The 26745-nt window shown below is 47.3% G+C and carries 26 protein-coding genes and 5 tRNA genes; 6 read left to right on the top strand and 25 right to left on the bottom strand.

Features of this window, described 5'->3' with window-relative positions; genetic code table 11:
* Window positions 1-8: 8 nt before the first annotated feature.
* The 15 genes from rodA to B2U97_RS01810 all read right to left on the bottom strand — a co-directional run bounded on the left by rodA (window position 9) and on the right by B2U97_RS01810 (window position 15261).
* Window positions 9-1127 carry a rod shape-determining protein RodA gene (gene rodA / locus B2U97_RS01880; protein ID WP_011234205.1) on the bottom strand — a complete coding sequence of 373 codons (1119 nt, stop codon included), beginning with the start codon at window positions 1125-1127 and terminating at the stop codon, window positions 9-11.
* A complete protein-coding gene (gene mrdA / locus B2U97_RS01875; RefSeq protein WP_011234204.1) occupies window positions 1114-3009 on the bottom strand; it encodes a penicillin-binding protein 2 in 1896 nt (631 codons plus the stop codon). Before mrdA ends, rodA begins: the two co-directional genes overlap by 14 nt.
* Before the next feature lie 8 nt (window positions 3010-3017).
* Entirely contained in the window at window positions 3018-3488 is a 471-nt protein-coding gene (rlmH, locus tag B2U97_RS01870; RefSeq protein ID WP_272991035.1) for a 23S rRNA (pseudouridine(1915)-N(3))-methyltransferase RlmH, read from the bottom strand.
* A 3-nt stretch (window positions 3489-3491) separates the two neighbouring features.
* Complete coding sequence (gene rsfS / locus B2U97_RS01865; protein ID WP_011234202.1) at window positions 3492-3809, bottom strand: ribosome silencing factor; 318 nt, start codon at window positions 3807-3809, stop codon at window positions 3492-3494.
* 63 nt (window positions 3810-3872) lie between these two features.
* Window positions 3873-4502 (bottom strand): nicotinate-nucleotide adenylyltransferase, encoded by a 630-nt coding sequence (gene nadD / locus B2U97_RS01860; protein ID WP_272991036.1) that lies wholly within the window; start codon window positions 4500-4502, stop codon window positions 3873-3875.
* Window positions 4499-5581, bottom strand: coding sequence for a DNA polymerase III subunit delta (holA, locus tag B2U97_RS01855; RefSeq protein ID WP_153848989.1), 1083 nt, complete (start codon window positions 5579-5581; stop codon window positions 4499-4501). Before holA ends, nadD begins: the two co-directional genes overlap by 4 nt.
* Window positions 5582-5584: 3 nt before the next feature.
* On the bottom strand, window positions 5585-6079 hold the full coding sequence (gene lptE / locus B2U97_RS01850) for an LPS assembly lipoprotein LptE (RefSeq protein ID WP_011234199.1): 495 nt from the start codon (window positions 6077-6079) through the stop codon (window positions 5585-5587).
* Between the two features lie 3 nt (window positions 6080-6082).
* Window positions 6083-8659 carry a leucine--tRNA ligase gene (leuS, locus tag B2U97_RS01845; protein WP_273025377.1) on the bottom strand — a complete coding sequence of 859 codons (2577 nt, stop codon included), beginning with the start codon at window positions 8657-8659 and terminating at the stop codon, window positions 6083-6085.
* Window positions 8660-8695: 36 nt separating this feature from the next.
* Window positions 8696-8893: a hypothetical protein gene (locus B2U97_RS01840; protein WP_011234197.1), complete on the bottom strand. Its 198-nt coding sequence runs from the start codon at window positions 8891-8893 to the stop codon at window positions 8696-8698.
* Between the two features lie 88 nt (window positions 8894-8981).
* Entirely contained in the window at window positions 8982-10493 is a 1512-nt protein-coding gene (lnt, locus tag B2U97_RS01835; RefSeq protein ID WP_114981535.1) for an apolipoprotein N-acyltransferase, read from the bottom strand.
* The gene (corC, locus tag B2U97_RS01830; RefSeq protein WP_011234195.1) at window positions 10493-11380 is read right to left on the bottom strand and encodes a CNNM family magnesium/cobalt transport protein CorC; all 888 of its coding nucleotides are present in this window, start codon (window positions 11378-11380) and stop codon (window positions 10493-10495) included. Before corC ends, lnt begins: the two co-directional genes overlap by 1 nt.
* Window positions 11377-11868, bottom strand: coding sequence for an rRNA maturation RNase YbeY (gene ybeY / locus B2U97_RS01825; RefSeq protein WP_011234194.1), 492 nt, complete (start codon window positions 11866-11868; stop codon window positions 11377-11379). The genes corC and ybeY overlap by 4 nt, the downstream gene beginning before the upstream one ends.
* Window positions 11868-12857 carry a PhoH family protein gene (locus B2U97_RS01820; RefSeq protein ID WP_153848991.1) on the bottom strand — a complete coding sequence of 330 codons (990 nt, stop codon included), beginning with the start codon at window positions 12855-12857 and terminating at the stop codon, window positions 11868-11870. The genes ybeY and B2U97_RS01820 overlap by 1 nt, the downstream gene beginning before the upstream one ends.
* A 15-nt stretch (window positions 12858-12872) precedes the next feature.
* Complete coding sequence (gene miaB, locus B2U97_RS01815) at window positions 12873-14312, bottom strand: tRNA (N6-isopentenyl adenosine(37)-C2)-methylthiotransferase MiaB (protein WP_011234192.1); 1440 nt, start codon at window positions 14310-14312, stop codon at window positions 12873-12875.
* A gap of 79 nt (window positions 14313-14391) precedes the next feature.
* A complete protein-coding gene (locus tag B2U97_RS01810; protein WP_011234191.1) occupies window positions 14392-15261 on the bottom strand; it encodes a DMT family transporter in 870 nt (289 codons plus the stop codon).
* A 106-nt stretch (window positions 15262-15367) separates the two neighbouring features.
* Between B2U97_RS01810 and B2U97_RS01805 the strand changes: the two genes are divergently transcribed.
* Window positions 15368-16510, top strand: a complete 1143-nt coding sequence (locus B2U97_RS01805; RefSeq protein ID WP_114981533.1) for an FAD-dependent oxidoreductase — start codon at window positions 15368-15370, stop codon at window positions 16508-16510.
* 77 nt (window positions 16511-16587) lie between these two features.
* Here B2U97_RS01805 and B2U97_RS01800 read toward each other — a convergent pair.
* From B2U97_RS01800 to B2U97_RS01770, 7 genes are all read right to left on the bottom strand, one after another.
* Window positions 16588-16674, bottom strand: a tRNA-Leu gene (locus B2U97_RS01800).
* Between the two features lie 14 nt (window positions 16675-16688).
* Window positions 16689-16763 (bottom strand) — tRNA-Gln (locus tag B2U97_RS01795).
* A 37-nt stretch (window positions 16764-16800) separates the two neighbouring features.
* Window positions 16801-16875: transfer RNA gene (locus B2U97_RS01790), tRNA-Gln, on the bottom strand.
* Window positions 16876-16896: 21 nt separating this feature from the next.
* Window positions 16897-16981: transfer RNA gene (locus tag B2U97_RS01785), tRNA-Leu, on the bottom strand.
* 19 nt (window positions 16982-17000) lie between these two features.
* Window positions 17001-17077 (bottom strand) — tRNA-Met (locus B2U97_RS01780).
* A 144-nt stretch (window positions 17078-17221) separates the two neighbouring features.
* Window positions 17222-17890, bottom strand: a complete 669-nt coding sequence (locus tag B2U97_RS01775) for an SDR family oxidoreductase (protein ID WP_011234189.1) — start codon at window positions 17888-17890, stop codon at window positions 17222-17224.
* A gap of 24 nt (window positions 17891-17914) precedes the next feature.
* Window positions 17915-19297 carry a class II fumarate hydratase gene (locus B2U97_RS01770; protein ID WP_011234188.1) on the bottom strand — a complete coding sequence of 461 codons (1383 nt, stop codon included), beginning with the start codon at window positions 19295-19297 and terminating at the stop codon, window positions 17915-17917.
* 222 nt (window positions 19298-19519) lie between these two features.
* Between B2U97_RS01770 and B2U97_RS01765 the strand changes: the two genes are divergently transcribed.
* The 5 genes from B2U97_RS01765 to B2U97_RS01745 all read left to right on the top strand — a co-directional run bounded on the left by B2U97_RS01765 (window position 19520) and on the right by B2U97_RS01745 (window position 24243).
* Window positions 19520-20146, top strand: coding sequence for a methylamine utilization protein (locus tag B2U97_RS01765; protein WP_011234187.1), 627 nt, complete (start codon window positions 19520-19522; stop codon window positions 20144-20146).
* A complete protein-coding gene (locus tag B2U97_RS01760; protein WP_011234186.1) occupies window positions 20146-22437 on the top strand; it encodes a bifunctional diguanylate cyclase/phosphodiesterase in 2292 nt (763 codons plus the stop codon). The genes B2U97_RS01765 and B2U97_RS01760 overlap by 1 nt, the downstream gene beginning before the upstream one ends.
* 6 nt (window positions 22438-22443) lie before the next feature.
* Window positions 22444-23298 carry a DUF3034 family protein gene (locus B2U97_RS01755; protein WP_011234185.1) on the top strand — a complete coding sequence of 285 codons (855 nt, stop codon included), beginning with the start codon at window positions 22444-22446 and terminating at the stop codon, window positions 23296-23298.
* Between the two features lie 9 nt (window positions 23299-23307).
* Entirely contained in the window at window positions 23308-23715 is a 408-nt protein-coding gene (locus B2U97_RS01750; protein WP_011234184.1) for a group I truncated hemoglobin, read from the top strand.
* Window positions 23716-24102: 387 nt separating this feature from the next.
* On the top strand, window positions 24103-24243 hold the full coding sequence (locus tag B2U97_RS01745) for a hypothetical protein (protein WP_286830209.1): 141 nt from the start codon (window positions 24103-24105) through the stop codon (window positions 24241-24243).
* Here B2U97_RS01745 and ychF read toward each other — a convergent pair.
* From ychF to B2U97_RS01730, 3 genes are read right to left on the bottom strand one after another with little or no spacing between them, the layout of a single operon-like run.
* On the bottom strand, window positions 24233-25324 hold the full coding sequence (gene ychF / locus B2U97_RS01740; protein WP_011234183.1) for a redox-regulated ATPase YchF: 1092 nt from the start codon (window positions 25322-25324) through the stop codon (window positions 24233-24235). The two genes, B2U97_RS01745 and ychF, sit on opposite strands and share 11 nt — an antisense overlap.
* Before the next feature lie 6 nt (window positions 25325-25330).
* Complete coding sequence (gene pth, locus B2U97_RS01735) at window positions 25331-25927, bottom strand: aminoacyl-tRNA hydrolase (protein ID WP_011234182.1); 597 nt, start codon at window positions 25925-25927, stop codon at window positions 25331-25333.
* A gap of 14 nt (window positions 25928-25941) precedes the next feature.
* A complete protein-coding gene (locus B2U97_RS01730) occupies window positions 25942-26607 on the bottom strand; it encodes a 50S ribosomal protein L25/general stress protein Ctc (RefSeq protein ID WP_011234181.1) in 666 nt (221 codons plus the stop codon).
* Window positions 26608-26745: the final 138 nt, after the last annotated feature.

Genomic DNA, 26745 nt, shown 5'->3' with positions numbered 1-26745 from the left:
CTGTTTTTTTAGCCATTTTTCATAACTAAGCGATGATGGGTCGCAATGGACATGAGCATGCCGAAGCCGGCCATAAGTGTCACCATCGACGTGCCACCATAACTGATTAAAGGTAATGGTACCCCAACCACTGGCAATAGTCCTGAAACCATACCAATATTTACAAAGACATAAACAAAGAAGGTGAGTGTTAATGAACCGGCCAATAACTTACAAAAGATATCCTGGGTTTGCAGAGCAATAATTAGGCCTCGTAAAATAATGAAGCCATATAATGCAAGCAAAAGGATAACTCCGGTAAGGCCAAATTCCTCACTAAAAACAGAAAAAATAAAGTCGGTATGACGCTCCGGTAAAAACTCCAGTTGAGACTGAGTTCCCTGAAGCCAGCCTTTGCCATCAATGCCGCCTGAACCGATGGCAATTTTTGACTGAATAATGTGGTAGCCGGAACCGAGAGGATCACGTTCGGGGTTTAAAAAAGTGAGCACTCGTTGGCGCTGGTAGTCGTGCATAAGATAAAACCAGAGCACAGGGGTAAAAGCCGCAGTAGAAATAGCCGCGGCGGTAACTAACTTCCAGCTTAGTCCAGCCAAAAATATAACGAAAAGTCCAGCGCAGGCAACCAGCAGAGAAGTCCCTAAGTCGGGTTGTCGGGCAATGAGTAAGGTTGGAATAATCACCAGCACTAAAGCGCCAAACAATCGATAAATGGAGGGCGGAATAGGGTGTTGATTCATATACCAGGCCAGCATAAGGGGCATGGCGAGTTTCATTATTTCTGACGGCTGTATGGTTAAAGGGCCTATATCCAGCCACCGTTGAGCGCCTTTCCCCATTTCACCGAAAACAAGTACGGCCACTAGCAGCAGAACCCCGGCACCAAAGGCTGGCACCGCAAAGCGTGACAGGGCACGTGGTGGAATTTGTGCAACCACAAAAAGTACAACAAACGATAACCCAATACGTATCGACTGCCTTTCTACGACCTCCAGATCCTGCCCGGCAGCGCTGTAAATAACAAATAGACTAAGAACTGAGAGCAGGACCAAAGGAATCAGCAGTGGCCCATCAATATGCAGTTTTTTCAGTAGCGGACTTCTTTGGCGTTCTTCAGTTGTCAGCATTTGTTTCTTCCTGCTGTTTTTTGCCATTGTTAAATCGGGTGTGCCAGACGTCTAATATTTTTCTTGCTACCGGTGCGGCGACACTTCCGCCGCCCCCAAGAGAGTTTTCTATTGCTACCACAACAACAACTTCAGGATCCTCTGCCGGAGCGTAACCCACGTACATCGCATTATCGCGATAGCGCTCGGCGATATCTTCTGCATTATATTCCTCTTCCTGTCCGAGGCTTCTGACCTGAGCTGTTCCGGTTTTGCCTGCCGACGAGTAGGGCGCGTCTTTAAACGCCCTATGCGCTGTACCTTTGGGTGACATGTTGACGTTACGCATCCCTTTAGTGATAACTTCCCAGTTGCTGCTATCGGATAAGGTCAATTTTTCCCGGTGGGCGATTAAAGCTTCTTCAAATACACCGTCTTGTATTTTACCGCGAAGCAGCCTGGGAATAAGGTGCTCGCCTTTATTTGCAACCATGGCCGTTGCAACGGCTAGTTGCATAGGTGTTGCCGTCCAGTAACTCTGACCAATACCGACAGAAAGAGTTTCGCCCGCATACCAGGGCTGACCGAAACGCGCTCTTTTCCAACCACGAGATGGCATTAATGCAGAGACTTCTTCGTGAATATCGATGCCTGTTCTTTCGCCAAAACCAAACTCAGCCATAAAACTGGATATCTTATCGACGCCGAGCTTAAGGGCTAAATCGTAATAAAATGTATCACAGCTTTCAGTAATGGCTCTTTCTACATCGACCCAGCCGTGTCCCCAGGCCAGCCAGTCGCGGTAGCGTCGGTCCACGCCTTTTATTTCAAACCAGCCGGGGTCCCATATGCGAGTATCTTCGTCAATGGTGCCTTCTTCTAATCCGAGCAAACCGATTTGAGGTTTGATGGTTGATGCCGGAGGATAAGCCCCTTGAGTTACGCGGTTAAGCAACGGACTCTGAGTCGAATTCAACAACGATTGATACTGCTTAACCGAAATGCCATTGACGAACCAATTTGGATCGTAGCTGGGCGTGCTGACCATAGCCAGTATCCCACCGGTGGTGGCATCCATTAATATAATAGAGCCGCGTTGCTCACCTAGTAACTCCGCAGCTTTTCTCTGTAATTCAAGATCCAGCTCCAGAACGATGTCCTGACCCGGCTTAGGTGCTTCAATACTCAATGTTCTGACTGCACGCCCTCGGTTATTTACCTCAACACTCTGATAGCCGACTTCGCCATGGAGATCTTTCTCGTAGTATTTTTCTATACCGAGCTTTCCTATCGTCCTGCTGGCGGCGTAATTAGGTAGTTCGCCACTTTCACGCAGGCTCTCGACGTCTCTTGGGTTGATCTTGGCGACATAGCCAACTGCGTGTGTTAATAACTCTTTGTGAGGGTAGTTTCGTATCAAACGAGCTTCGATGCTTATGCCTGGGTACTTATGTTGATGCGCCGCAAAAACTGCCAGCTGTTTTTCATTCAATTCATCGAGCAAGGGCACATTATTAAAACGCCGCTGATTTTTTAGATTCCGGTAGAAGCGCTCAATAGTGCTGTCAGGAAAGTCGAGTAACTGCTGAAGTTGACTTAGGGTCTGCTCAAGATTATCGATTTCTTCCGGGGTAACATCCAGACTGTAAATTGGTGTGTTTTCTGCTAATAAAACACCGTTGCGGTCGTAAATTAAGCCACGATTCGGCGCCAGAGGGAGTAATTTGATCCGGTTATCGTTAGAGCGCGTCTGAAGCTCGTTATGTTCACTCACCTGTAGGTGATACATGTTTGACGCCAGAGCAATAAAAGCAGCTACAACAATCACCATAGCAACGAGTACACGTCGCCCAAAAACGGCCGCTTCGGAGTCATGATCACGTATGTGGGTGCGGTGACGCATTATTATTCTTATTCTCTATGGTACGGATGATTGTTATTCAGGCTCCATGCCCGGTAAAGACTTTCTGCGACAATTAACCTCACTACTGGATGGGGCAATGTTAATTTGGACAAAGACCATCGCTGCTCTGCTGCTGCCAGGCATTCATCAGAAAGCCCTTCGGGCCCACCAATTAACAGAGTGACATCTCTACCGTCCATTTGCCACTTTTCTAATTGCTGAGCAAGTTTGGGGGTGTCCCAAGCCTGACCTTTGACTTCTAAAGTGACAATTCGGTTCCCTTTGGGTATTGCTTGCAGCAGCGATTTGCCTTCTTGTTGCATAACGCGGTTTAAGTCTGCTTTGCGTGTTCGCTTTTGAGCCGCTATTTCATGCAGCGCTAGCTTACAATCCGCCGGGAACCGTTTTTTATATTCGTTGAAGCCTTCAGTAACCCACGTGGGCATTTTGGTGCCAACGGCGAGTAATTGAATTTGCACTGACTAGCCCCAGAGTTTTTCTAATTGATAGAAGTCGCGAATACTGTCTTGCATAACATGTATAACAACATCACCAAGGTCAACTAAAACCCACTCCGACTGTTCTCCACCTTCTACGCCAATAGGCGGCGTGCCAGCATGCTTTGCTTCTGTCGCTACATGTTCAGCAATGCTTCTTACATGCGTTTTCGAGCTGCCAGAGCAAATGATCATGTAGTCAACAACGTCGGTTTTATCATGAACATCTAAAATTTGAACGTCACGACCTTTAAGATCATCGATTTTATCAATGACAAATTCACGCAATTCTTCTGCCTGCAAAAGATTTTCTCCGATTTAAGGATTAAAACCCGAAGTTTAACAGAAATTAGGAAAAGTGTTCAGTTACAAATACAGCTGATGTTGTCTTATATAGTTATAAACATTGGAAGGTAGTGGCAGGTTTTTTTCACGCTGCTGAAGTTGTTTCCGCAGTTCAGTGGCGGAAACATCGACCATTGGAGTTTCTGCAATATAAAGCAGCCCCTGGCTTTGTGTATTCAAGGCGTTTTTATTGCGGGTCAGATGGACTGAAATAAACTCTTTGAGCTCGTCGTTTTTAGGGTTAAAAGGAGATCCTGCTCTTGGCATAACAACAAGGTGAGCACACTCAATAAGCTGGCGCCAATGATGCCAGCGGTGAAGACTCATTAATGAATCCATCCCCATTACAAAGAGTAGGGTGTCATCAGGGAACTGAGTTTTAAATTCACTTAATGTATTGGCAGTAAAGGACGGTCTGTCCTGTCTTAATTCCCAGTCCTCGACAGTGAAAGCCTTGTGGTATTGAGACGCAAGATTAACCATGTCTAACCGCTGCTCAGGACTGGCATCCGGTTGTGGACGATGCGGCGGCACCGCGCTTGGCATTAATGCTAAAGTTGAAATACCGAGCTCTTTCACCAGAGCGGCTGCCGTTTGCAGGTGCCCGTTATGAATAGGATCGAAGGTGCCGCCAAAAATTGCGCGTATCATAGCTGAATAAATTTTTCGTTCGGTTCAATGCCGTGGTTAAATACCGAAAGTCCGTCATTAATGGCGTTGGCATTATTGCAGCAAAGTAAACTGAGTAGATGTGTTGTCAATGTAAGAGGAGATTCGCCGCTATCGAGCTTAAGCGCCGCTTCTATTCTCTCAATGAGTTGCTGTGCACTCAATAGAGTTTGCTGGCTCAATTGATTTGCGCGCTGGTGATACCCCGGTTGCTGATTAGGCCAAATCATAAATTGACGGAAAAGCGCGTTTGTATCGGTTTGTGTCTGCTTAGCTTTTTGCAACGCTGTTAGCAATTGTACTTCGCGCTGCAAAATCCAGATAAGCCTGTGAAAGTCATTTTCTTCGTCCAGTAAGCGCTCGAGGCGATGCAACGCACCTTCGAAATCTTGCTGCTGAATACTTTCCTGCAGCGCAAACACACTAAAGCGGCTGACATCATCAATGGAGCTTTTCAGAAAGTCTTCCGTAATGACACCATCGTTGCTCAGCAATTGCCATTTACTGAGTTCCTGATCCAGAGCAAGTAAATTTCCTTCAAACCAGTCTGATAACTTTTCCGGGACACCCGCGGCGAGAGTGAGTTGATAACGCTGAGCACGCTGGTGAATAAAGGCGGGCAACTGTGACTTATCCGGGCTTTGGGTGCGAACCAGCGGACCGCGTTCTGCCAGTGCTTTAAACCAGCGACTGTTTTGGGTCTCTTTTTTTAACCGGTCGCCAATAACAACCAGAATTTCGCTGTCGGCCTGATTCTTTGCGTATTCGGTCAATGCGGCAGAACCGTCCCGACCGGGTTTGTTTTCGGGCAATTCCAGCTCAACCAGCCGCATATTGCCAAACAGGCTCATTGACTGCTCACCTGCAGACAGTTGCTGCCAGTCGAAGTCTTTACTTTGTAACCAATGCACCCGCTCGAGGTCATCACTGGCTAAGCTTTTTCGAATACTAGCCAGCGCGTCGTTCCTGAGTAAAAGGTCATCACCAAACACTAGCAGGACAGGGGGGATCCCATTCTGTTGCAGGAAGTGTTCGAGCTTTTCAGGGTAGATAGTTTGCATTGGCTAGGAATTCGATTCCGACATTTCGGATATGATTTGTTGCAAAATAAGGCGTGACGCTTCGGCTCTCATTTCATCGACCAGCATTTCCCGTTCGCGGGTTTTAGCCAATACAAAGTTAGGGTCGTCCTGATAGTCCCGCGCGACTTCAACCGTTCGCTCAAGTAGCAGTTTTTCGTTGTTGAACAACTGATAATTGACCTGATACAAAAGCTCGTATTCTGCAACCTGGCCACTTTCAAACAACGACAATGTTCTTCGCTCTAACTTATCTGAAAGAAGCCGAACAACAACAGGCTGTTCCGCTTTAGATACCTGGATCCCCGAATGAATAAAGCGCTGCTCCATATGCTCACTTAATTCTTTTGAAACATGGCTTTGCAGAGAAACCGCCTGCAACGTTTCCGGTAGCTGGTAGTTTCCACGCAGCTGAAAGCCACACCCGTTAAGAGTGGCTATCAGCAGCAGGGTGAGTACAAGGTTTAAGGTAACGCGCATAGGTTATCCAACAACAATATTGAGAATTTTTCCGGGCACGTAGATTTTCTTACGAACGTCTTTGCCCTCAGTATGCTTTTGTACAGCTTCTTCATCAAAAGCAATTTGCTCAACTTGTTCCGCGGAAGCGTCGGCCGGTACGGTTAATTTGGCTCGAACCTTGCCATTAATTTGCACCACAATCAGTTTTTCGTCTTCAACCAACGCACTTTCGTCAACGGCCGGCCAGTCAGCGAAAGACAGCGGCTCCTGATGCCCCAGCTCCTGCCATAATTGCTCACAGATATGCGGTGTGATAGGCGCAAGCATACGAACCATCGCATCGATAGACTCAGCTAATACCTGACGGTCCGCTTCGCTTTCCAATGGCGCTTTTTGTAAGTGGTTGAGCAGCTCCATAATGGCTGCTATTGCTGTATTAAAGTGCTGGCGGCGTCCCATGTCATCGCTGACTTTAGCGATGGTTTTATGCAACTCGCGACGCAGCTGCTTTTGGTTTGCATTTAAGCTTTGACCTGAACAAGCGCCGCCGGCGTTATTTAAGTCGTAAGTCAGTTTCCATAGACGGCGTAAAAAGCGTTGCGCACCTTCAACACCAGAATCTGACCACTCCAGCGTCATTTCCGGTGGTGCGGCAAACATCATAAATAACCGTACGGTATCCGCGCCATAGCGTTCAACCATGGTTTGCGGGTCAATACCGTTATTTTTAGACTTTGACATTTTGCTCATGCCGCCGATATTAACCGGCTGGCCGTCTTGCTTATGTTTAGCGCCGGCAATGGCACCCTTGTCGTCGCGCTCAATATCGACCTCAAGAGGCGATACCCATTGCTTACCGCCTTTTTCATCTTCGCGGTAATAGCTGTCTGCCAGCACCATGCCCTGACACAGCAGGCGTTTGAATGGCTCGTCAGATTCCACTAAGCCAGTATCGCGCAGTAACTTATGGAAGAAACGGGCATACAGCAAATGCAAAATGGCGTGTTCAATACCACCAATATACTGATCAACCGGTAACCAATAGTTAGCTTTTTCCGGATCCAGCATGGCATCATCAGTTTGTGCGCTGCAGTAACGGGCGTAGTACCACGACGACTCCATAAAGGTGTCGAAGGTATCGGTTTCGTGTTCTGCTGGCTGGCCGTTATATTCGGTTTTACGCCATTCGGGGTCAGATTTTATCGGTGAATTGACTCCGTCCATCACCACGTCTTCGGGCAGTTTAACCGGTAGCTGCTCTTCAGGTACCGGCACAGACTCACCATTTTCCAGATTCAGCATTGGAATTGGAGTTCCCCAGTAACGCTGACGAGATACCCCCCAGTCGCGCAAACGGTAGTTTACTTTACGCTCACCAATGCCTTTCTCTTTTAGTTCGGTTGCAATAGCATCAAAGGCTTGTGCCGAGCTCATGTCGTTATATGGCCCCGAGTTAATAACGGTGCCTTTTTCAGTAATGGCTGCTTTTTCAATGTCACTATCGCCACTAAGAGGTTCAATTACCGGACGAATTTCCAACTGGTATTTCGTTGCAAATTCCCAGTCGCGCTGGTCATGTGCAGGCACGGCCATAACGGCACCGGAACCGTAATCCATTAAAACAAAGTTAGCGACCCACACCGGAATTTCTTCGCCGGTCATTGGGTGAACGGCTTTAATACCGGTGTCCATACCCAGCTTTTCCATTGTGGCAATATCAGCTTCTGCAACTTTGCTGTTTTTACACTCTTCAATGAATTTAGCCAGTTCAGGATTCGTTTTAGCTGCTTCCGTAGCTAAAGGATGCTGTGCTGCAACGCCCATGTAGGTAACACCATAAAGTGTATCCGGACGGGTGGTATAAACGCGTAAAGTCTGTTCAGAGGAGGCGACTTTAAAATCGATTTCGACACCCTCTGAGCGGCCGATCCAGTTACGTTGCATAGCTTTGACTTGCTCTGGCCAGCCATCAAGCTGATCCAAGTCATCTAGCAGCTCTTCAGCGTAATCGGTTATTTTAATAAACCACTGAGGAATTTCTTTTTGCTCGACTTTAGCGCCTGAACGCCAGCCTCGGCCGTCAATGACTTGCTCATTGGCCAGCACCGTCTGGTCTACCGGGTCCCAGTTGACCGTCGCATTCTTCTTATACACCAGGCCTTTTTCATAAAGCTTAGTGAAGAACCATTGTTCCCAGCGATAATAATCCGGCGAGCAAGTCGCGAGCTCACGGTTCCAGTCGTAGCCAAAACCTAAGCTTTTTAACTGCTCGCGCATGTAATCGATATTTTGATAAGTCCATTTCGCCGGTGCCGTTTTATTTTGTATAGCGGCATTTTCAGCAGGTAGCCCAAAGGCATCCCAGCCCATAGGTTGCATAACATTCTTTCCGAGCATACGCTGATGACGGCTAATGACATCACCTAAAGTATAATTACGAACATGCCCCATGTGCAGCTTTCCGCTAGGGTAGGGGAACATGGACAGGCAGTAGAACTTGTCTTTGCCCGGCTGCTCCTTTGCCGTAAATACGTCTTGTTCCTGCCAGCGTTTTTGCATGGCAGATTCGATTTTGCTCGGATTGTATTGTTCTTGCATAATTCCTGCTGATTCCGTTTGAATTTAAATATCGGTTTAGCTAATTGCGTACCACATAAGAAGTACAACGACTATGCCGGCCAGACCAAAAAAACCGTTTTCAAAAACAGCGCGTTGTTTGACTTCGGCAGGCTCTGACTTATCAATGGCGAACAACATGAGCCAGGAAGTGAGTCCCAGACCACCTGCAGCAATAAGCACAGCAAAAAGAATAGCGTCAAATATATTTTCCATAATGAGATCCCTGTGAAAAAATGGAAAAGAACAGCAACAGAATAGTTCTGCTAAGCCTTTATAGTGTACTGATTTTCGCGCCCGATGACTATGTCTGAGCGTGTTTCTTAGTACGTTTTGTAGCGATTACAGGTAACAAGCCAAACAGAGCCAGAATTATAGCTCCCCAGTTACCAATTTTATTAAATAACGTTGAACCACTAACCGGATAAACATCGGCAGATAATGCTGTTGCGGTAAACTGCGGAGCCAGCTCTATATATTGGCCATGTTCGTCAACGGCAGCTGTGACACCATTATTCGTTGCCCGCAATAAGGGTTTGCCAAGCTCCATTGCACGCATCCGCGCTATTTGCATGTGTTGCCAGGGGCCGTGTGAATCACCAAACCAAGTGTCATTGCTAATGGTCACCAGATAGTCGGTATCGTCGTAGGTATTGCTACGAACTTGCCCTGCAAAAGCTATTTCATAGCATATTGCCATGGCCAGGTTACTACCGTTAGCTTTAAGGTTAGGTTGTTGGTATCCCCCGCGGCTAAATGACGACATTGGGAGGTTAAATAACGGAGCCAGCGGGCGTAAAAGGTCTTCAAAGGGAACAAATTCCCCTATGGGCAGCAGTTGATGTTTTTGGTAGCGGTTAGCATTGCCGTAACTGTAGCTTTCTTCGTCCAGCACTATAACCGAGTTGTAAAAATCGTCGTTTAATCTGTCGTAGTCAATAATACCGGTAATTAAGGCTGAGCCGTTCATGCTCGCAGACTGTTCTACTGTATTGAGGACATCACTCGCGTAGGGCTCAAGTGCCGTTATAGCGGATTCAGGCCAAATAACCAGATCGTGGTTAAACTTGGGACGGGTTAAATCAAGGTAGCGCAGAATATTCGGCCATTGCTGTTCAGCCTGCCATTTTAATGACTGTTGGATGTTGCCCTGTACCAGCAATACCGACATAGATTCTGTTTTTCTCTCTGTGGGTTGTATTTTAGGAAATACGACAGCGCAAGTGAGAAAAACAAGTGGAATTAAAAGCGACGCCGGCTTTTTGAATCTTAGCGCCAGAACCAAAGTAATGGCAGTAAACCAAAGAGCCACCGTAATACCGGTTTCACCAATAACCGGAGCCAACCCACCGAAAATACCATCAGTTTGGCTGTAGCCGAGACTTAGCCAGGGGAAGCCCGTGAATAGCCAGCCTCTGAGTAGCTCAGCAATAAGCCAAAAGAAAGGCAGGCTGAAGCGCCAGGCAAATTTACGATGAGAGAGCTTCTGCCAACACCAAAATGCAATTGCAGGAAACAGTGCTAAATAAGCAAAGAGTAGTACTAATAGAAGCAGCGTAACCGGAACCGGAACACCACCATACTGATCGATGCTAACGTAAATCCAGCTTAAACCGGCACCGAACCAGCCCATGCCAAAGACAAAGCCAGCCCTGAATGCCCGTTTAGGGGCGAGGGGCCATATCAGTCTTACCACTATAGGCAGAATGATAAACGGCAGCCAATGCCAGTGAAAAGGTGAATAAGACAGCGTCAGGAGAGCGCCGCAAATCACTAACAGTAAAGAGCGTGTAACGCTTCCTGAGGGTGTTATCATTACTGTGCAGACTCCGGCGAGGTATCGGTATCAGAGTCCAGACTGACTTGCAGTTGTTGAATACGTCTTTTATCTGCGTTAGTGACCCGGAAAGTCATGTTACCGAGTTTAACTTCTTCACCTGCCTGTGGTAAATGGCCAAAGCCGTGCGCAACAAGGCCACCAACAGTGTCGTGTTCTTCATCACTGAAGTTGGTGTCAAAGTATTGGTTAAAGTCTTCAATGGTAGTTAAAGCTTTTATTGAATAGCGGCTTGGGCTAAGGCGACGAATATTGTTTTTCTCATCGTTACCATGAGCATCGGTTTCGTCTTCAATTTCGCCAACTATTTCTTCCAGAATATCTTCAATAGTTACCAGGCCAGATACGCCGCCATACTCATCGACAACAATAGCCATATGGTAACGGTTGGAACGAAACTCTTTTAGTAACACATCAACGCGTTTACTCTCCGGAACGATAACCGCGGGGCGCATGACTTTGTCCAGCGAAAAGGCTTCGTCGGTCATGTTAAAGCCGTAGCTGAGCAAGTCTTTTGCTAACAGAATGCCTTCAACGTGATCTTTGTTGTCAGTAACAACCGGGTAACGACTGTGTTGAGAATCGATAACGATAGGCAGGAATTCGTCTACACCTTGATGGATATCAATGGTGACCATTTGTGAGCGTGGAATCATAATGTCGCGGACTTTAAGCTCAGCGACATCGAGAACGCCCTCAATCATCTCTCTGGTATCGTTGTCTATCAGGTCGCGGTCTTCGGCGTCCTGAATCAAATCGACGAGTTCTTCTCTGCTTTTCGGCTCACCAGCGAATACTTGCAGCAGTCTCGCTGCCCAGGATTTTCCCGATGAGCCGTTGGCTGAGTGGGGGTTGTCGTCGCTCATTGAGTGTTAAGCTCCATGTTGTCTGCGGTTTGATACGGGTCTGATATTCCCAGACTCGCTAAGATGTTACGTTCAATTTGTTCCATTTCTTCGGCTTCGTCGTCTTCAATATGATCGTAACCTAATAGGTGGAGAGTACCGTGTATCACCATATGCGTCCAGTGGTCGATGGCTGACTTTTGTTGCTCTTCAGCTTCACGTTCAACGACGCTCTGACAGATAACCAAATCACCTAACAAAGTGACGGGTAATTCGACCGGGCTATTGAAGGGGAAAGACAAAACATTGGTGGCGTAATCTTTATTACGGAACTCATTATTCAACTGCTGAGCTTCTTCTAATGCAGCAATGCGCACCGTTAGCTCAACCGCTTTATCATTTTCTTGCAGATAATCCAGAGTGGCTGCGACCCAACTGTGGACAGCGTTTTCCTCTGGAGCTTTGGTAATACCGTCAGCCAGTTGATAGTCTAGTGTTAAATCAGCCATTAGCTTTTATCGAATTCCTCGTAGGCTTGAACGATGCGCTGCACTACGGGGTGACGCACGACATCGCCAGCTTGAAAGAAGGTAAAGCTAATGTCTGTTACTTTATTTAGTACCTCAATGGCGTGCCTTAACCCTGAGCGTTGACCGCGGGGTAAATCCACCTGAGTGATGTCGCCGGTAATGACCGCTCGTGAATTAAAACCAATACGGGTCAGAAACATCTTCATTTGTTCACAAGTGGTATTCTGGCTTTCATCTAAAATAATGAAGGCATCATTCAGCGTTCGACCACGCATGTATGCTAACGGAGCCACCTCAATGACGTTACGCTCAATCAGCTTTTCAACTTTTTCAAAGCCGAGCATTTCAAATAAAGCGTCATAAAGAGGGCGCAAGTAAGGGTCTACTTTCTGAGCTAAGTCTCCCGGTAAGAAACCCAGCTTTTCACCCGCCTCTACCGCCGGACGAGTTAAGAGAATACGGCGCACTTCCTGACGTTCCAAAGCATCTACTGCACAAGCTACTGCCAGATAAGTTTTTCCGGTACCGGCAGGTCCAATACCAAAATTAACGTCATGAGCCAGAATGGCACGAACATAACCCGCCTGATTATGATTGCGAGGCTTAATTAAGCCGCGTTTGGTTTTAATGTGAGTCATTTTTTCAGCGGCAGGGTCGCCTTGATCGTCGCTTTGCTCAAGAACTTTGGCCTGCTGAATGGCCAGGTGAACTTGTTCGGGTTCAACCTGGCCTTCTTTGCCTTTTACGGTTGCCGTCTCAATGTAGAGATCGAGTAATAATTTGTGCACGGCTGCAACGCTGGCTGCGTGACCTATCAACTGAAACTGATGACCGCGGTGTGTTATTTCTACGCCGAGGCGACGCTCTATATGCTTCAGATTCTCGTCTAAAGGGCCGCAGAGATTGGAAAGCCGACGTGAATCCGTCGGCTCTAGCTCAAAATCAAGTGTCTGTGTTTGTGGACTCAATCGTTTCCTCTTTACTTAACTGGCTTGTCGAGGCATTCGAACAACGCCTAATTCATCAGGCTCGCTCGATTTTCCTCTTTGCAAAATAATTTCTGGTGCCGTATCTACACGAAGCCCCATATCGGCTTCTTCCCGAATTAACTCACCGCGTAGCGAGTTAGGAAGAACTTCGGTAATACGTACATCAACGAACTGTCCAATCATATGGGGTTGACCAACAAAATTTACAACCCGATTGTTTTCAGTGCGTCCGGTAAGCTCCATCGGGTTCTTTTTCGATGGTCCGGTAACCAATATGCGTTGCTCCGTCTCCAGCATACGACGAGCGTGCGCCATAGACTGTTGGTTCAAACGTTGCTGTAATAGCTGCAGCCGCTTTTTCTTGGTTTCTTCACTAATGTCGTCAGGTAAATCAGCCGCTGGCGTTCCCGGGCGAGCACTATAAATAAAGCTGAAGCTCATGTCGAAGTCAATGCTCTGGATAAGATCCATGGTTGCTTCAAAATCGGCATCGCTTTCGCCGGGGAAACCGATGATAAAATCTGATGACATGGCGATATCAGGGCGCGCTTTTTTCAAGGCGCGAATTTTCGATTTGTATTCCAACGCCGTGTGACCACGCTTCATCATGGTCAATATACGGTCTGAACCACTTTGTACTGGTAAGTGTAAATGGCTGACCAGCTCCGGAATGGTTTTATAGGCTTCGGTAATGTCGTCTGTAAATTCAACCGGATGCGATGTGGTATAGCGAATCCGATCAATACCATCAATTGCCGCAACCAGGTGCAGCAATTCAGCAAAGCGGCACACTTCGCCGTCGTAATGCTCACCGCGATAGGCGTTAACGTTTTGTCCTAACAGGTTTACTTCACGGACGCCTTGTTCCGCTAGTTGTGCAATTTCATAAATGACATCATCAACCGGGCGACTGACTTCTTCACCACGAGTGTAAGGCACAACACAGAATGAGCAATATTTGCTGCAGCCTTCCATAATAGAGACAAAAGCACTGGCACCGTCTGCTTTAGGCTCGGCTAGACGGTCAAACTTTTCAATTTCAGGAAAAGAGACGTCAACCATAGGCGCATGAGTCTCGCTGACCTGATTAACCATTTCCGGTAAGCGGTGCAAGGTTTGAGGGCCAAAGATAATATCGACAAAAGGCGCGCGGGCGCGTATTTCATTGCCTTCCTGAGAAGCAACGCAGCCACCAACACCAATCAATAAATTCGGATTGTTCTTTTTCAGGTTTTTCCAGCGACCTAACTGGTGAAAAACCTTTTCCTGCGCTTTTTCGCGGATGGAACAGGTGTTCAAAAGAATGAGATCGGCATCTTCGGCTTCTTCGGCAACATCGTAGCCGTGGGTTGAGTGGAGCAATTCCGCCATTTTGGTGGAATCGTACTCGTTCATCTGGCAACCCCAGGTTTTGATATATAACTTCTTACTCATGACCACTCGATGGTTGATGGATTTCGTATAAGGCGCTTATTTTATCGCGTATTGGAGCAGATTGCCAAGTTTGAAATGATTAACTTTTGCGCCGTGTTCGTATGGCAAAATAGCCTGCAACAACAATGATTAACGCGCCCCACAGCATGTGCCAGGCAAGTTCCTCTCCAAATAACCAGTAGCCGAGTAAAGCGGCGAACAAAACTGAGCTGTAAGTAAACACTCCAACCTTTGCCGGTGGGGCGATGGAAAAAGCTTTGGTCATAGCCAATTGCCCATAAACTGCCAGCAAGCCCATAACAACAACTCCAAGCCAGTGCTGAGTTGGAATAGGTTGCCACAACCACAGCAGCGGAAGCCCTGAAGCAATGGTGGCCAGAGTAGAAAAATAAAATACAATTTTACTTGTCGATTCGGTGTCTGACATGCGGCGAATGACGGTTTTGGTGAAGGCTGCGAATGCGGCGGCTAAAAAGGCTAACCCGATGACAGGTGAAAGCTCGCTGTTCATAGGGTCGAGAAAAATAAAGACACCAATAAAACCCAGCCCAATAGCCAGCCAGGTTTGTTTAGCCACATAGTCGTGTAGCCAAAGCCAGCCAATAACTGGAATTAAAAAGGGGGACAGCAACAGAACCAGAGTAGCCTGCGCCAGCGGAATTGTCGCAATAGCGTAGAAAAACAAGTACATAGCGGCAATGCCCGCAGCACCACGAATAAGGTGCAGTTTCAGGCGTTCTGTTTTTAAGTTGCCAAGACCTTTTCGCCATAACCAGGGAAGAAGAACGAGAAAGGCCATCAGGTTACGAAAAAAGACCAATTGCTCGAAAGGTTGATCCTGACTGATGTATTTAACCAGCGCACTGACGCCTGCAAAACTGGCTTCGGCACTTAAAATAAGCAAAGAAGCAATAATGACCGCTTTTTGTGAACTTTCCCTGGTCTGCATAAAAAACACTCTGAACATCGTCTTATTGACTATGATAACGGAAATTCACCACGAGATGTGTTATTTATAAGGGTTAGCGGGAATGTGAGGAGAGAGCGCGCGGTACATGAAACAGCTATCAGTATTAATAAATGGCGGCGGAATGGTTGGTGCGTCGGCAGCGCTGGCATTAGCGCAGCACGGTGCAAATGTGACCTTACTTGAACCTTTTCCTCCGGGAAAAGACAGCGGTACAGACCCTGATTGGGATTTACGCATATCGTCTGTGAATAACAGCAATTGGGAATGGTTGCTAGAGTTAGGCATTGGCGTTTGTGTGCGTCAGCAGCGGGTTTTCGATTATCAGAAACTGAGCGTAACATCGCAAAGTGGCCATAACCTGAGCTTTCAGGCGAATGAAGCGGGCTTATCCAAACTTGGCGTTATGGTCGAAAATAATGCTTTGCAGCTTGCGCTATGGACAAAACTGCGCTCTCTTAAGAACGTTGATTTACGAGAAGGCGAAACGCTCGATAAACTCAATGCCGGGACAAAAACAGTGGTTTTAAGTCAGGGCGATACGCTCAGTTATGATCTGTTGTTGGGCTGTGACGGAGCCAATTCTATAGTGGCGCAGCTTGCTGGTTTTCATTATCGGGGCTGGGACTACGAGCAACGTTGCTTATTAGCTAATGTCAGTCTGGAAAAGCCGATAGAACCTGAAACCTGGGAAGTTTTTCGCCCGCAGGGGCCTTATGCTCTACTGCCATTGACCGAGCAACAAGCTTGCCTTATAGACTACGGCTTACGTGACAACATCAACTCCCTGCAGAGAGACAAGGCGGGTCTTGAAGACTATTTGCGAGAGACCTTTTCTCCCCATATCGGTAATTTCCGGGTACTTAAAAGCGCTAGTTTTGCGCTGCAGAGAAAACATGCTGCACACTACGTTAAAGAAGGCTCTATTGTTTTATTAGGCGATGCTGCTCACAGTATTCACCCTATGGCCGGGCAGGGCGTTAATCTGGGGTTTGCCGATGTTCGCTGTCTGGTTGAGGTACTACAGGAAAATACTCCAAGCGTAGCTTTGGATAAATACGAAAAGACCCGGCAAGGCGAAAATGCGAAAATGATGAGAATGATGGATGCCATACAGTTTGGTTGGCGCAGTCGTAATCCAGTTATGCAGTTTGCAACCGCAGCATCCTTGAAAGTAGCTGCTTTTCCGTGGGTTAAGCGTTGCTTGTTAAAGCAGGCTGTGGGCGAATAACAGGCACAAAAAAACCACCTTAAGGTGGCCTTTCTGTTTTTCCACTTTTACTTGAGCAAGATTATACTCGAATAAAGTGGTGCGGAGGGGGGGACTTGAACCCCCACGTCCTTACGGACACTAGCACCTGAAGCTAGCGCGTCTACCAATTCCGCCACCACCGCAACAGTAGTTAGTATGGCTGGGGCACCAGGGATCGAACCTGGGAATCGCGGGATCAAAACCCGCTGCCTTACCGCTTGGCTATGCCCCATCCTACTAAGATGGCAATCACTTTTGGAAACAACTAATGGCTGGGGCACCAGGGATCGAACCTGGGAATCGCGGGATCAAAACCCGCTGCCTTACCGCTTGGCTATGCCCCAATTTTAGCTGGCTCTGAGAGTTGGTGCGGACGGAGAGACTTGAACTCTCACGCCGTGAGGCACTGGAACCTAAATCCAGCGTGTCTACCAATTCCACCACGTCCGCATCATTATCAGTTAAAGGTTGGTGGCTACGGCGAGATTCGAACTTGCGACCCCAGCATTATGAGTGCTGTGCTCTAACCAGCTGAGCTACGTAGCCATACCTTTTTACTTACCGCTCTCTGTGAGTGCGGCGCGTATTATGCAAATCGCTCCGCAGCCCGTCAACCTATTTTTGAGAAAAAACGATATTAACGGGCGCGTTTGAGCAAAAAAGCAGTTATTTGCTTAAAAAGGCAGCAAATCACCAGGGCAGGCTTTCTCCGTTGCTATGAAAAAACTGTCCGGTGGTATCTAAATTCAATTCTTCAATGCGTTGCATTAAACGTTCAGCTGCGGTTTCCGGTGGAATATCTCCGGCGTGGTTAACCATCTCGGTTTGTACAAAGCCCGGATGCAGCAGAACAACGGAAATACCTTTATCTTTTAGGTCCAGCGCCAGAGATTTGCCCGCTGCATTTAATGCGGCTTTTGACATTCGGTAACCATAACGACTACCGGAACCATTATCGCCAATGGAACCCATACGACTGGTAATCAATGCCACCTTGCTGCCGCCCGTCAAGTTTTTAAGCAGAGCTTCAGTGACTCGTAGCGGGGCTAACGCATTGACCTCAAATTGAGCACGGATATTGCCGGCGTCTAGTTCACCCAGTTCGTCTTTATGAAGCAGTCCAGCGTTATTAATTAAAACATCAATTTTTTTATCACCGATGCTTTCCGTAAGACGAAGAAGATCTGACGCTTTTGTAACATCAATGCCTTCAATAATATCGACATCTAACTCAGTCAGTTGCTTTGAGTTGTTACGGCAAACCGCAATAACTTTATAGCCTTTGTCAGCGTACTGGCGCGCAAACTCGTAGCCAATGCCGCGGTTTGCACCGGTAATTAAAACTTGTTGTTGACTCATTTTGTACTCCAAATACCAGAGGCGCTATTCGCTAACGCCACCTTCAGTTAATTTTTTCGGGTCCAGCAAGTGCTCCAGCCGGTCACGACCTAAGTCGGTCATCTCATCAGCAACATCGATAATGGCTCTGCCATCTTTATAAGCTACTTTGGCAATTTCAGCGGCCTTATTGTAGCCAATGACCGGATTAAGAGCCGTTACCAGAATAGGGTTTTTCGCTAAAGCTTGTTGCAGTCGCTCTTCATTAACCTCGAAGTCGGCAATAGCTTTGCTTGCCAGAGCTTCACAACTGTTACTGAGTATATTAATGGACTGTAGTAAGTTGTAGCCAATAACCGGCAGCATAACGTTTAGCTGGAAGTTGCCTTGCTGAGCTGCGGTTGTAATTGTGGTGTGATTACCATTTACCTGAGCGGCAACCATAGCTACAGCTTCCGGAATAACCGGGTTCACTTTACCCGGCATAATACTGCTTCCGGGTTGTAATGCGGTTAGCTGAATTTCGCCTAAGCCCGCCAGTGGTCCACTGTTCATCCAGCGTAAGTCGTTACTGACTTTGAGTAAGGTAGTCGCCAGCGTATTCAGTTGTGCCGAGAGTTGTAAATTGATTTCCTGTCCGGCAATACCCGTAAAAGGGTTCGCGGAGTGTTTAAAGTCACTGCCGCTAAGCTGAGTCAACTGTTCGGCAAACTCAGCTGCGAATTCTTTAGGGGCATTTATTCCGGTACCTATTGCTGTACCGCCCTGAGGAAGAACTCGGCTGCGCTGCAATAACTGTGGAAGTTGTTCAGCGGTAATGTCCAACTGACCCGCCCAGGCTTCAAGTTCTTGCGCCATGGTCATTGGCATGGCATCCATTAAATGGGTTCTGCCGGTTTTTACCACATTGCGTAGCTCAATGGCTTTCTTGCGAATGGTGTCAATAAGACCTTTTAAAGCCGGTTCTAACTGTTTTTCTACAGCCAGCACACTCGCTACCTGAATGGCGGTAGGTATAACATCGTTGCTTGACTGGCTTTGGTTTACATGGTCATTGGGGTGAATTTCAACACCGTTTTGTTTAGCTAAATTGGCAATAACCTCGTTCACATTCATATTGGAACTGGTGCCTGAACCGGTTTGAAATACATCGATAGGGAAGTGCTCTAAGTGTTGACCGTTAATGATTTCTTTAGCCGCTTTAATAATGGCGCCAGCCTGTTCCTTTTCTAACTGACCGATTTTAGCGTTTGCTCCGGCCGCACTCGCTTTAACCATTGCGATGGCTTGTATTAACTGAGTGGGTAAGGTTAACCCGCTGATGGAAAAGTTATCAACGGCGCGTTGAGTTTGTGCAGCATAAAGTGCTTTTGAGAGGACTTTGACCTCGCCCATACTGTCTTTCTCTGTGCGATAATCCTGACTCATGAATATCCCTCCTGTCATAAGCTTAAGAGTAAAAGCTTCGTATCGAAATTAGTATGTCGCCACTGAGTATTTCAAATACCAATAATGAACCATAGTGGATCATTAATACGTACTCCAATCATAGCGCAATTTCGTTTTTTCGGTTACGGTTGACTGATGTGCGCCCAATGGTGATTTTGTGGAGGATCCTGTGTGAAGCGATTTTTTGTTGGTGTTTTTTTCATGGCATCTGTGGTTCAAAACGTAGTTGCAGATACCGTAACGGTTGAGGTTGTGGCCGCAGATGGTCAGCCGTTGGCAAATGCTGCACTATTAATTGAGAGGGAAAAGCCGTCTGTCAAAGTGCCTGGGCAGTCGGCGGTAGTTGATCAGGTGGACAAGCAGTTTACGCCCACGGTTAGCGCAGTAGAGCCTGGCACTGACGTTGTTTTTCCTAACAGTGATAACATTCGACACCATGTTTACTCTTTTTCTGAGGCTAAGAATTTTGAGTTAAAACTTTATTCCGATAAAGAAAAGCCAAGTGTTAATTTTGATAAAGCTGGCATAGTGACTCTCGGGTGCAATATTCACGACCAGATGGTTGCCTATGTGTTGGTAAGTGACGAATATGATGTTGCTGTAACGAATGAACAAGGTATTGCGGAGCTTAATCTGGAAGAAAGAGAACCGCCCGCTGAAATCAAGGTTTGGCATTATTGGATGGGGGACGAATTGTCTAAAGCACAGAGCGTGCAATTAGCCTCAGATTCAGGGAAGCTAACCGCGCAGGTGCAAGTATCACCGCCGGTGCAGAAAGATAAAGAGCCGTCGCGGCTGGAACAGCGCTTTAATCGTAGAGGGAATTGATGATAACACGGTTCAGAACCCGTTTAGTTCTCATCCTTGCAGGGCTTGTAGCTGGCGCTTTGTTGGTTGCGTTAGCTGCAGTTTGGGTCGCTACAGAGAATCAGTTAGGCCGCTCCATTGAACGTGAGCTTAGTGTTAGTGAAAGAGTCTTCCGGGAGCTTCTGGATAGCCGTAGCGCTCAGTTGTTGCAAGCGGCAGAAGTTCTTACCGACGATTTTGGGTTTAAACGCGCGGTGGCTTCAAAAGATCGGGAAACCATAGTGTCAGCTTTGGTCAATTACGGTGAGCGTATTGAAGCTGAGTTGATGGTGCTGCAAACTCCCGAGGGCGAAGAAATAGCATCATCTCATGCTTTTGATAAGCTACGTATTAGACATAGTGGGGCAGGCTCGAACAGTGAACTGGCGGTTGTCGAAGGAGAACTGTTTCAACTGGTTACAGTACCGGTTAATGCTCCAAATCTTATTGCCTGGGCAACCTTAGGTTTTGAAGTGGATTCGGGGTTAGCAGAAGAGTTAAAAAACCTGGCTAATGCCGATATCACCCTGTGGCTGGAGAACTCGGGAAAAGTCATTGCTTCCAGTTTGGAGGCCCGACAAGTGTCCTCGTTTGCAAAAGCCCTGAACAAAGACGGTCATACTCTTGATAACTGGCTGTTAAGCCAGGAACTGGCGGGGAGTGAAGTGGTGCTTGATGCCGGTTCCGATGACGCCGTTCATGTGGCATTGACAACGTCACTTGAAACGGCGGCCGCCGAGTTCACACGGCTGCATTGGCAAATTGCTTTAATTGCAATTGTCGCTCTGGTTATAGCTATGCTTTTAGCGGCGATTATAGCCCGAGGGGTTTCCCGTCCGTTACAGCAGTTATCGGGAGCGGCTAGGAAATTACAGCAAGGCGACTACAGCGAATCCGAGTTGTCGCTGAACGACGATGAGTTCGGAGAGCTGGCGAATACCTTTGGCAGCATGCGCAAGGCTATTTCCGAACGTGAAAAAAGAATTTCTTATCAGGCATCTCATGACCATTTAACCGATTTACCGAATCGTTCGTTTTTCCGTGAGCAGTTACAGTACCGTTTAGATGGCAATACCAGCTCCGGATGCCTGTTATTGTTGAATATTCATCAATTCAGAGTTCTCAACGACAGTGTGGGGCAGGAAATCGGTGATGACATCCTGCGTCAGTTATCTGCCCGGCTGAAGTGGTGTTGTGGCAACGCTGAATTATTGGCTCGCATCGGTGGCGACGAATTTGCTGTTTTATACGCTTCTGATAAGTCCGAATTCGATCTCGACAACAAAATTAAAGAGCTTCACTCTTTTCTTGATACGCCTTTTAAAGTCGGCGACAGTGATTATCGGCTGGCCTTTAATATCGGTGTTGTTTATTTTCCTGGGCATGGCAACGAGGTCGACTTACTTATTCGTCGCGCGCAAGTCAGTGTTCAGCAGTCCAAACTCCAGAAGAGCTTTTATGTTGAATATAAAAGTGGGTTGGACGAACAATACATGCGGCGCCTGCAAATTATCGAGTCCCTTAAAGACGCAGTAGCGGATAAGGAGCTACATCTTGTACTGCAACCTAAAATTAATTGCCAGACGGGTTCATTGGTGGGGGCTGAGGTATTGTTGAGATGGCAAAGTGATAAGCTCGGATTTGTCGGACCGGATGAATTTATTCCGTTAGCAGAGCAATCCGGAGCCATTACAGAGTTGACCAACTGGGTGTGCAGAGAGTCGGCCAAACTGCTTCAGAGCTGGCATGAGCAGGGGCGAACTTTAAAATTGAGCATCAATTTGTCAACCGTCGACTTATTGAGCGACGCCTTACCCTTGCTGTTTGAACAACTCATTATTGATTTTCCTGAGTTGCCAAAATTACTGGTACTGGAAATTACAGAAAGTGCGGTAATGAAAGACCCGGAAAAAGCCATTGCCCGGCTGGAAACATTGAAGCGTCTTGGGTTTTCAATATCAATTGATGACTACGGTACCGGTCACTCCTCATTGGCACAATTGCGCCGTTTACCAGTAGAGGAATTGAAAGTAGACCGGGCCTTTGTGCAGCATTTGAGCGAGGAGTCTAAGGACAAATCTATTGTTCGTTCAACCATACACTTAGCTCACGAGTTAGGTCTTCGTGTCGTTGCAGAAGGTGTGGAAAATGAGGATAGCTGGAGAGTGTTGCAGTCGATGCATTGCGATGAGTTGCAAGGCTATTTCTTTAGCAAACCCTTACCAATTTCAGGCTTTATAGATTACTTAAATAACCATGAAACCAATGGATGATAACGAATGATGAACAAGTGTTTATATGGTGGCGGTTTTTTGCTGACCTGTGCTCTAGCTTTAACCCCGCCTGCAGCAGCGGATCAGGGAGCCCGATTACTAGCGACCGGTGGTACCAGTAGTCTTGAAGGCTCTGGCGGCGGAGGCATAGTGCCCTGGGCTACGTTAAGCAGTTATGCCGGTGAAGGCCAATTTGGCGCGACGGTTAACTTAAGTGAAGTTTCAGTTGATGATTTCCGCTTAAGTGTTCAGGGCGCCAGTTTGAGCTGGAACAACCGTATTGAGCTTTCGTATGCTGAACAAACCTTTGATCTCTCCACTATTGGCGGCGAATTGAGCCAAAGCATTGTTGGTGCAAAAGTACGTTTGGCAGGAGACTTAATTTATGGTGGCCTACCGCAAATAAGCCTGGGTTTACAACATAAGAAGAACAACGATTATGAGTTGCCAGCGGCGGTAGGCTCTCAGGATGACAGTGGCACCGACTGGTATGTCAGTGCGGCAAAAGCCTGGCTAGACGGGCCTTTCCACCGTACCTGGGTTGCTAATCTGACTTTGCGTTCAAGTAAAGCTAATCAATTGGGCTTACTGGGCTTTGGCGGCGATAAAGAAGATGGACGCGAGTGGCTGGCTGAAGCTTCCGTAGCTGCGTTTATTAATCGTTATTGGGCTGTAGGCGTTGAGTACCGACAGAAACCGGACAACTTAAGTTTTGCTCAAGAGCAGGACTGGAAAGATCTTTTTGTTGCTTATTTCCCGAATAAACATGTATCGGTCGTTGGTGCCTACACCGATCTGGGCTCGATTGCCGGCCTGGATGATCAAACGGGTTGGTATTTATCGGTTCAGGCAGCCTTTTAAGGAGAGACTATGAAAACCGTTTTGTTAATGGCGGTCTTGTTGTTTTCGCCGCTTAGCTTTGCTCAGAGTCTGTATCAGCAACTGGGTGAGCAGCAGGGCATAGAGACTATCGTCGAAGAAATGCTCTATCGGGTGGGTGGTGATGAGCGTATTGCGCATCATTTTGATGGTGTTGATATTATGCGTGTGCACAAACTCATTAGTGAACAAGTGTGTGACTTAAGTGGCGGTCCTTGTGATTACAGTGGCGAGGATATGAAAACTTCCCATCGTAATATGGGAGTCGACAATGCGGATTTTAACGCTTTAGTCGAACACTTGATTGCTGCAATGGAAAAAGAGGATGTGCCGGTTTCAGCGCAGAATCAGTTATTGGGCGTGCTGGCGCCAATGCATGGCGATATTGTTGAAGAGTAATGAGGAAAAAGTGGCTCNNCGTCAACCATGTAAAGCGGATCACGTCCGCGCAGGCTCTCACCAGCGCTGGTCATTTTCTGGCGGCTGGGGGAAAAGCTGGGAATCAGATTGCCGAGAATGGTCGAGAGATCGTTGTTGACGCCAATCTGCTGAGTCAAATCCTGTTCTCCGATCACAGTGACCGTATTGGGGATCTGGCTCAATGGTTTTTCCGAGCGTGTGGCAGTGACGATGATTTCTTCTGACACGCTGCTGGCGTTGTTACTCTGGGAGAAGGCTGACAGCGGAAGAAGCGCAGCGACACAGCCAAGTGTCAGGATACTTGGGCCAGGAACTTTGATTACAGACATGGGTACTCTCTCGGCATAGCGTAGTGGGCGTATGATTTTGAGTGAGTATATTAATGATAAGGATTCGCATTTACAACCACTAATTGTTCAGGCGTTATGGCGGCATGCCGTATTGGTCGGGAACCCTGTGAAGTCGGTAGAGCCTGGCGGCAGCCAGGCGTCAGTGATCAGACGTTAAAGCGGAAGTGAATGACATCGCCGTCTTTCACAATGTACTCTTTCCCTTCGAGACGCCATTTCCCGGCATCTTTTGCGCCTTGTTCACCGTTGTTAGCTATATAGTCGTCATAACCAACAATCTCGGCACGAATAAAGCCTTTTTCAAAGTCAGTATGAATGCGTCCGGCTGCCTGCGGTGCAGTTGAACCCACTTTAACTGTCCAGGCGCGAACTTCCTTTACGCCGGCGGTGAAGTAAGTGTGCAGGTTTAGTAGTTCATAGCCGCCACGAATAACGCGGTTAAGCCCCGGTTCGTCCTGACCCAGTTCGCTTAAGAACTCTTCTTTATCGGCTTCGTCCAGCTCGGCAATTTCTGATTCAATAGCGGCACATACCGGAACGACTACCGCATTCTCGGTTGCGGCAATTTCACGAACTTTGTCAAGATGAGGGTTATTTTCAAAGCCGTCTTCGTTGACATTAGCAATGTACATAGTCGGCTTTAAAGTTAGCAAGTTGTATGAACGAATAGTGGCACGCTCATCTTTGCTTAGCTCAACAGAACGAGCCATTTGGCCTTCGTCCAGTGCCGGTTTCAGCTTTTCCAGCACGGCGATTTCGGCTTTAGCTTGTGAATCTCCACCTTTCGCTTTTTTACTTAAACGGTATAGAGACTTATCAACCGAGTCTAAATCGGCTAATGCCAGCTCGGTGTTAATGGTGTCAATGTCATCGGCAGGGTCGATACCACCGCTGACATGCACTATGTTGTCGTCTTCAAAACAGCGAACAACATGGCCAATAGCGTCAGTTTCACGAATGTTTGCTAAAAACTGGTTACCTAAGCCTTCGCCTTTTGAAGCACCTTTAACTAACCCGGCGATATCCACAAACTCCATGGTTGTTGGAATGACTCGTTCCGGGTTAACAATAGCGGCTAGTTTATCAAGGCGAGGGTCAGGAACAGGCACAACGCCAGTGTTTGGTTCGATGGTACAAAATGGAAAGTTTGCAGCTTCAATGCCTGCTTTGGTCAGTGCGTTGAAGAGAGTGGATTTACCTACGTTAGGTAAACCAACGATACCACATCGAAATCCCATGAGAGTTTAGCCTTTCTGTTCAGGGCGGTAGCTATGCAGGCGCTGCAACGCAGTTCCCCAGCCTTCCGCCATTAATGTGTCGATACTGCGGCTGGCTTCATCGATACAGTCATCAATAAGCCGCTGTTCATTTGCTGAAGCTTTGCCTAAGACAAAGCCAGTTACCTTCGTTTTATCGCCCGGGTGGCCAATACCAATGCGTAACCGCATAAAGTCCTGGCTGCCTGTCTGGGCAATAATGTCTTTAATTCCGTTATGCCCGCCGGCACCTCCACCTTTCTTAAACTTAGCAACGCCGGGTGGTAAATCGAGCTCATCGTAAGCCACTAAAATTTCGTTAGCCGGTATTTTATAAAAGTTAGCCAGAGCCGCAACAGAGAAGCCACTACGGTTCATAAAATTTTGTGGTAATACAATGCGCAGGTCATGAGCGCCTTGTTGCCAGCGTCCAATCAGAGCTTTGCTTTTTGTATCAGGGGAGAGCGTAATCGCGTGGCGTCTGCAAAAGTCATCGACTAACCAGAAACCAGCGTTGTGGCGAGTTCGTTCATACTCGGGGCCCGGATTTCCCAGGCCCACAAGCAGTTTTACTTCAGTTCCCATAACAGGAGACTGACTTATTCTTCGTCAGCGTCTTTGCTGTTTTCAGCAGGAACGTCGCCGGGTGCTACTGTATCTTCTTCGGTCTCTTCTTTCTCGACGCGAGGAGCAGTAATAGACACAACCGCCTGGTCGTGGTCTTCACCTTTAGTCAGTTCAACTAACTCAACGCCTTTTGGCAGTTTTAAGTCAGTCAGGTGAATGGTGTCACCTACGCTGAGTTCAGCAATATCAACTTCCAGGTATTCTGGTAAGTCTTTCGGTAATACAGTAATTTCCACGTCGTTTACGTGGTGAACAACAACACCGCCTTCTTCTTTAACGCCCTTCGCAGTTGTTTCGTTTAAGAAATGCAGAGGTAAGTTAGTGTGAAGTTTGTGGCCTTTTTCTACACGCTGGAAATCCAGGTGAGTCAATTTAGGCTTGTACGGGTGACGCTGCATGTCTTTTAGGATTGCCTGATGTTTCTTACCATCAAATTCCAGCGTCACAATGTGTGAATAGAAGGCTTCGTAGTCGGCCATGTTATTCACTTTATTGTGGTCTAACGCTAATGCGATTGGCTCGCCCTGACCACCGTATAAAATCGCTGGTACTTTGTCCTCATGACGCAGGCGGCGGCTCGCACCTTTCCCTTTGTCCGTGCGGACGGTAGCTTGGATGTTAAAATCTAATTCAGCCATGATTTGGCCTCTCAATGTTTAAAGTTTTTATTTGTCAGCACTCGCGACCAAGAGCTGACCCAGAAACTTAGAAACCGACAACGAGGCCGGTTTCTAAGGGCGCGCAATACTAGCACTGGGCAGGAATAATTACAACAA

The organism is Idiomarina sp. UBA3176 (assembly GCF_002364295.1).
In the GTDB taxonomy this organism is placed as follows: Bacteria; Pseudomonadota; Gammaproteobacteria; order Enterobacterales; family Alteromonadaceae; genus Idiomarina; species Idiomarina loihiensis.
The sequence above is the reverse complement of the archived record's forward strand: the minus strand, read 5'-3'. Positions and strand labels throughout refer to the sequence as shown.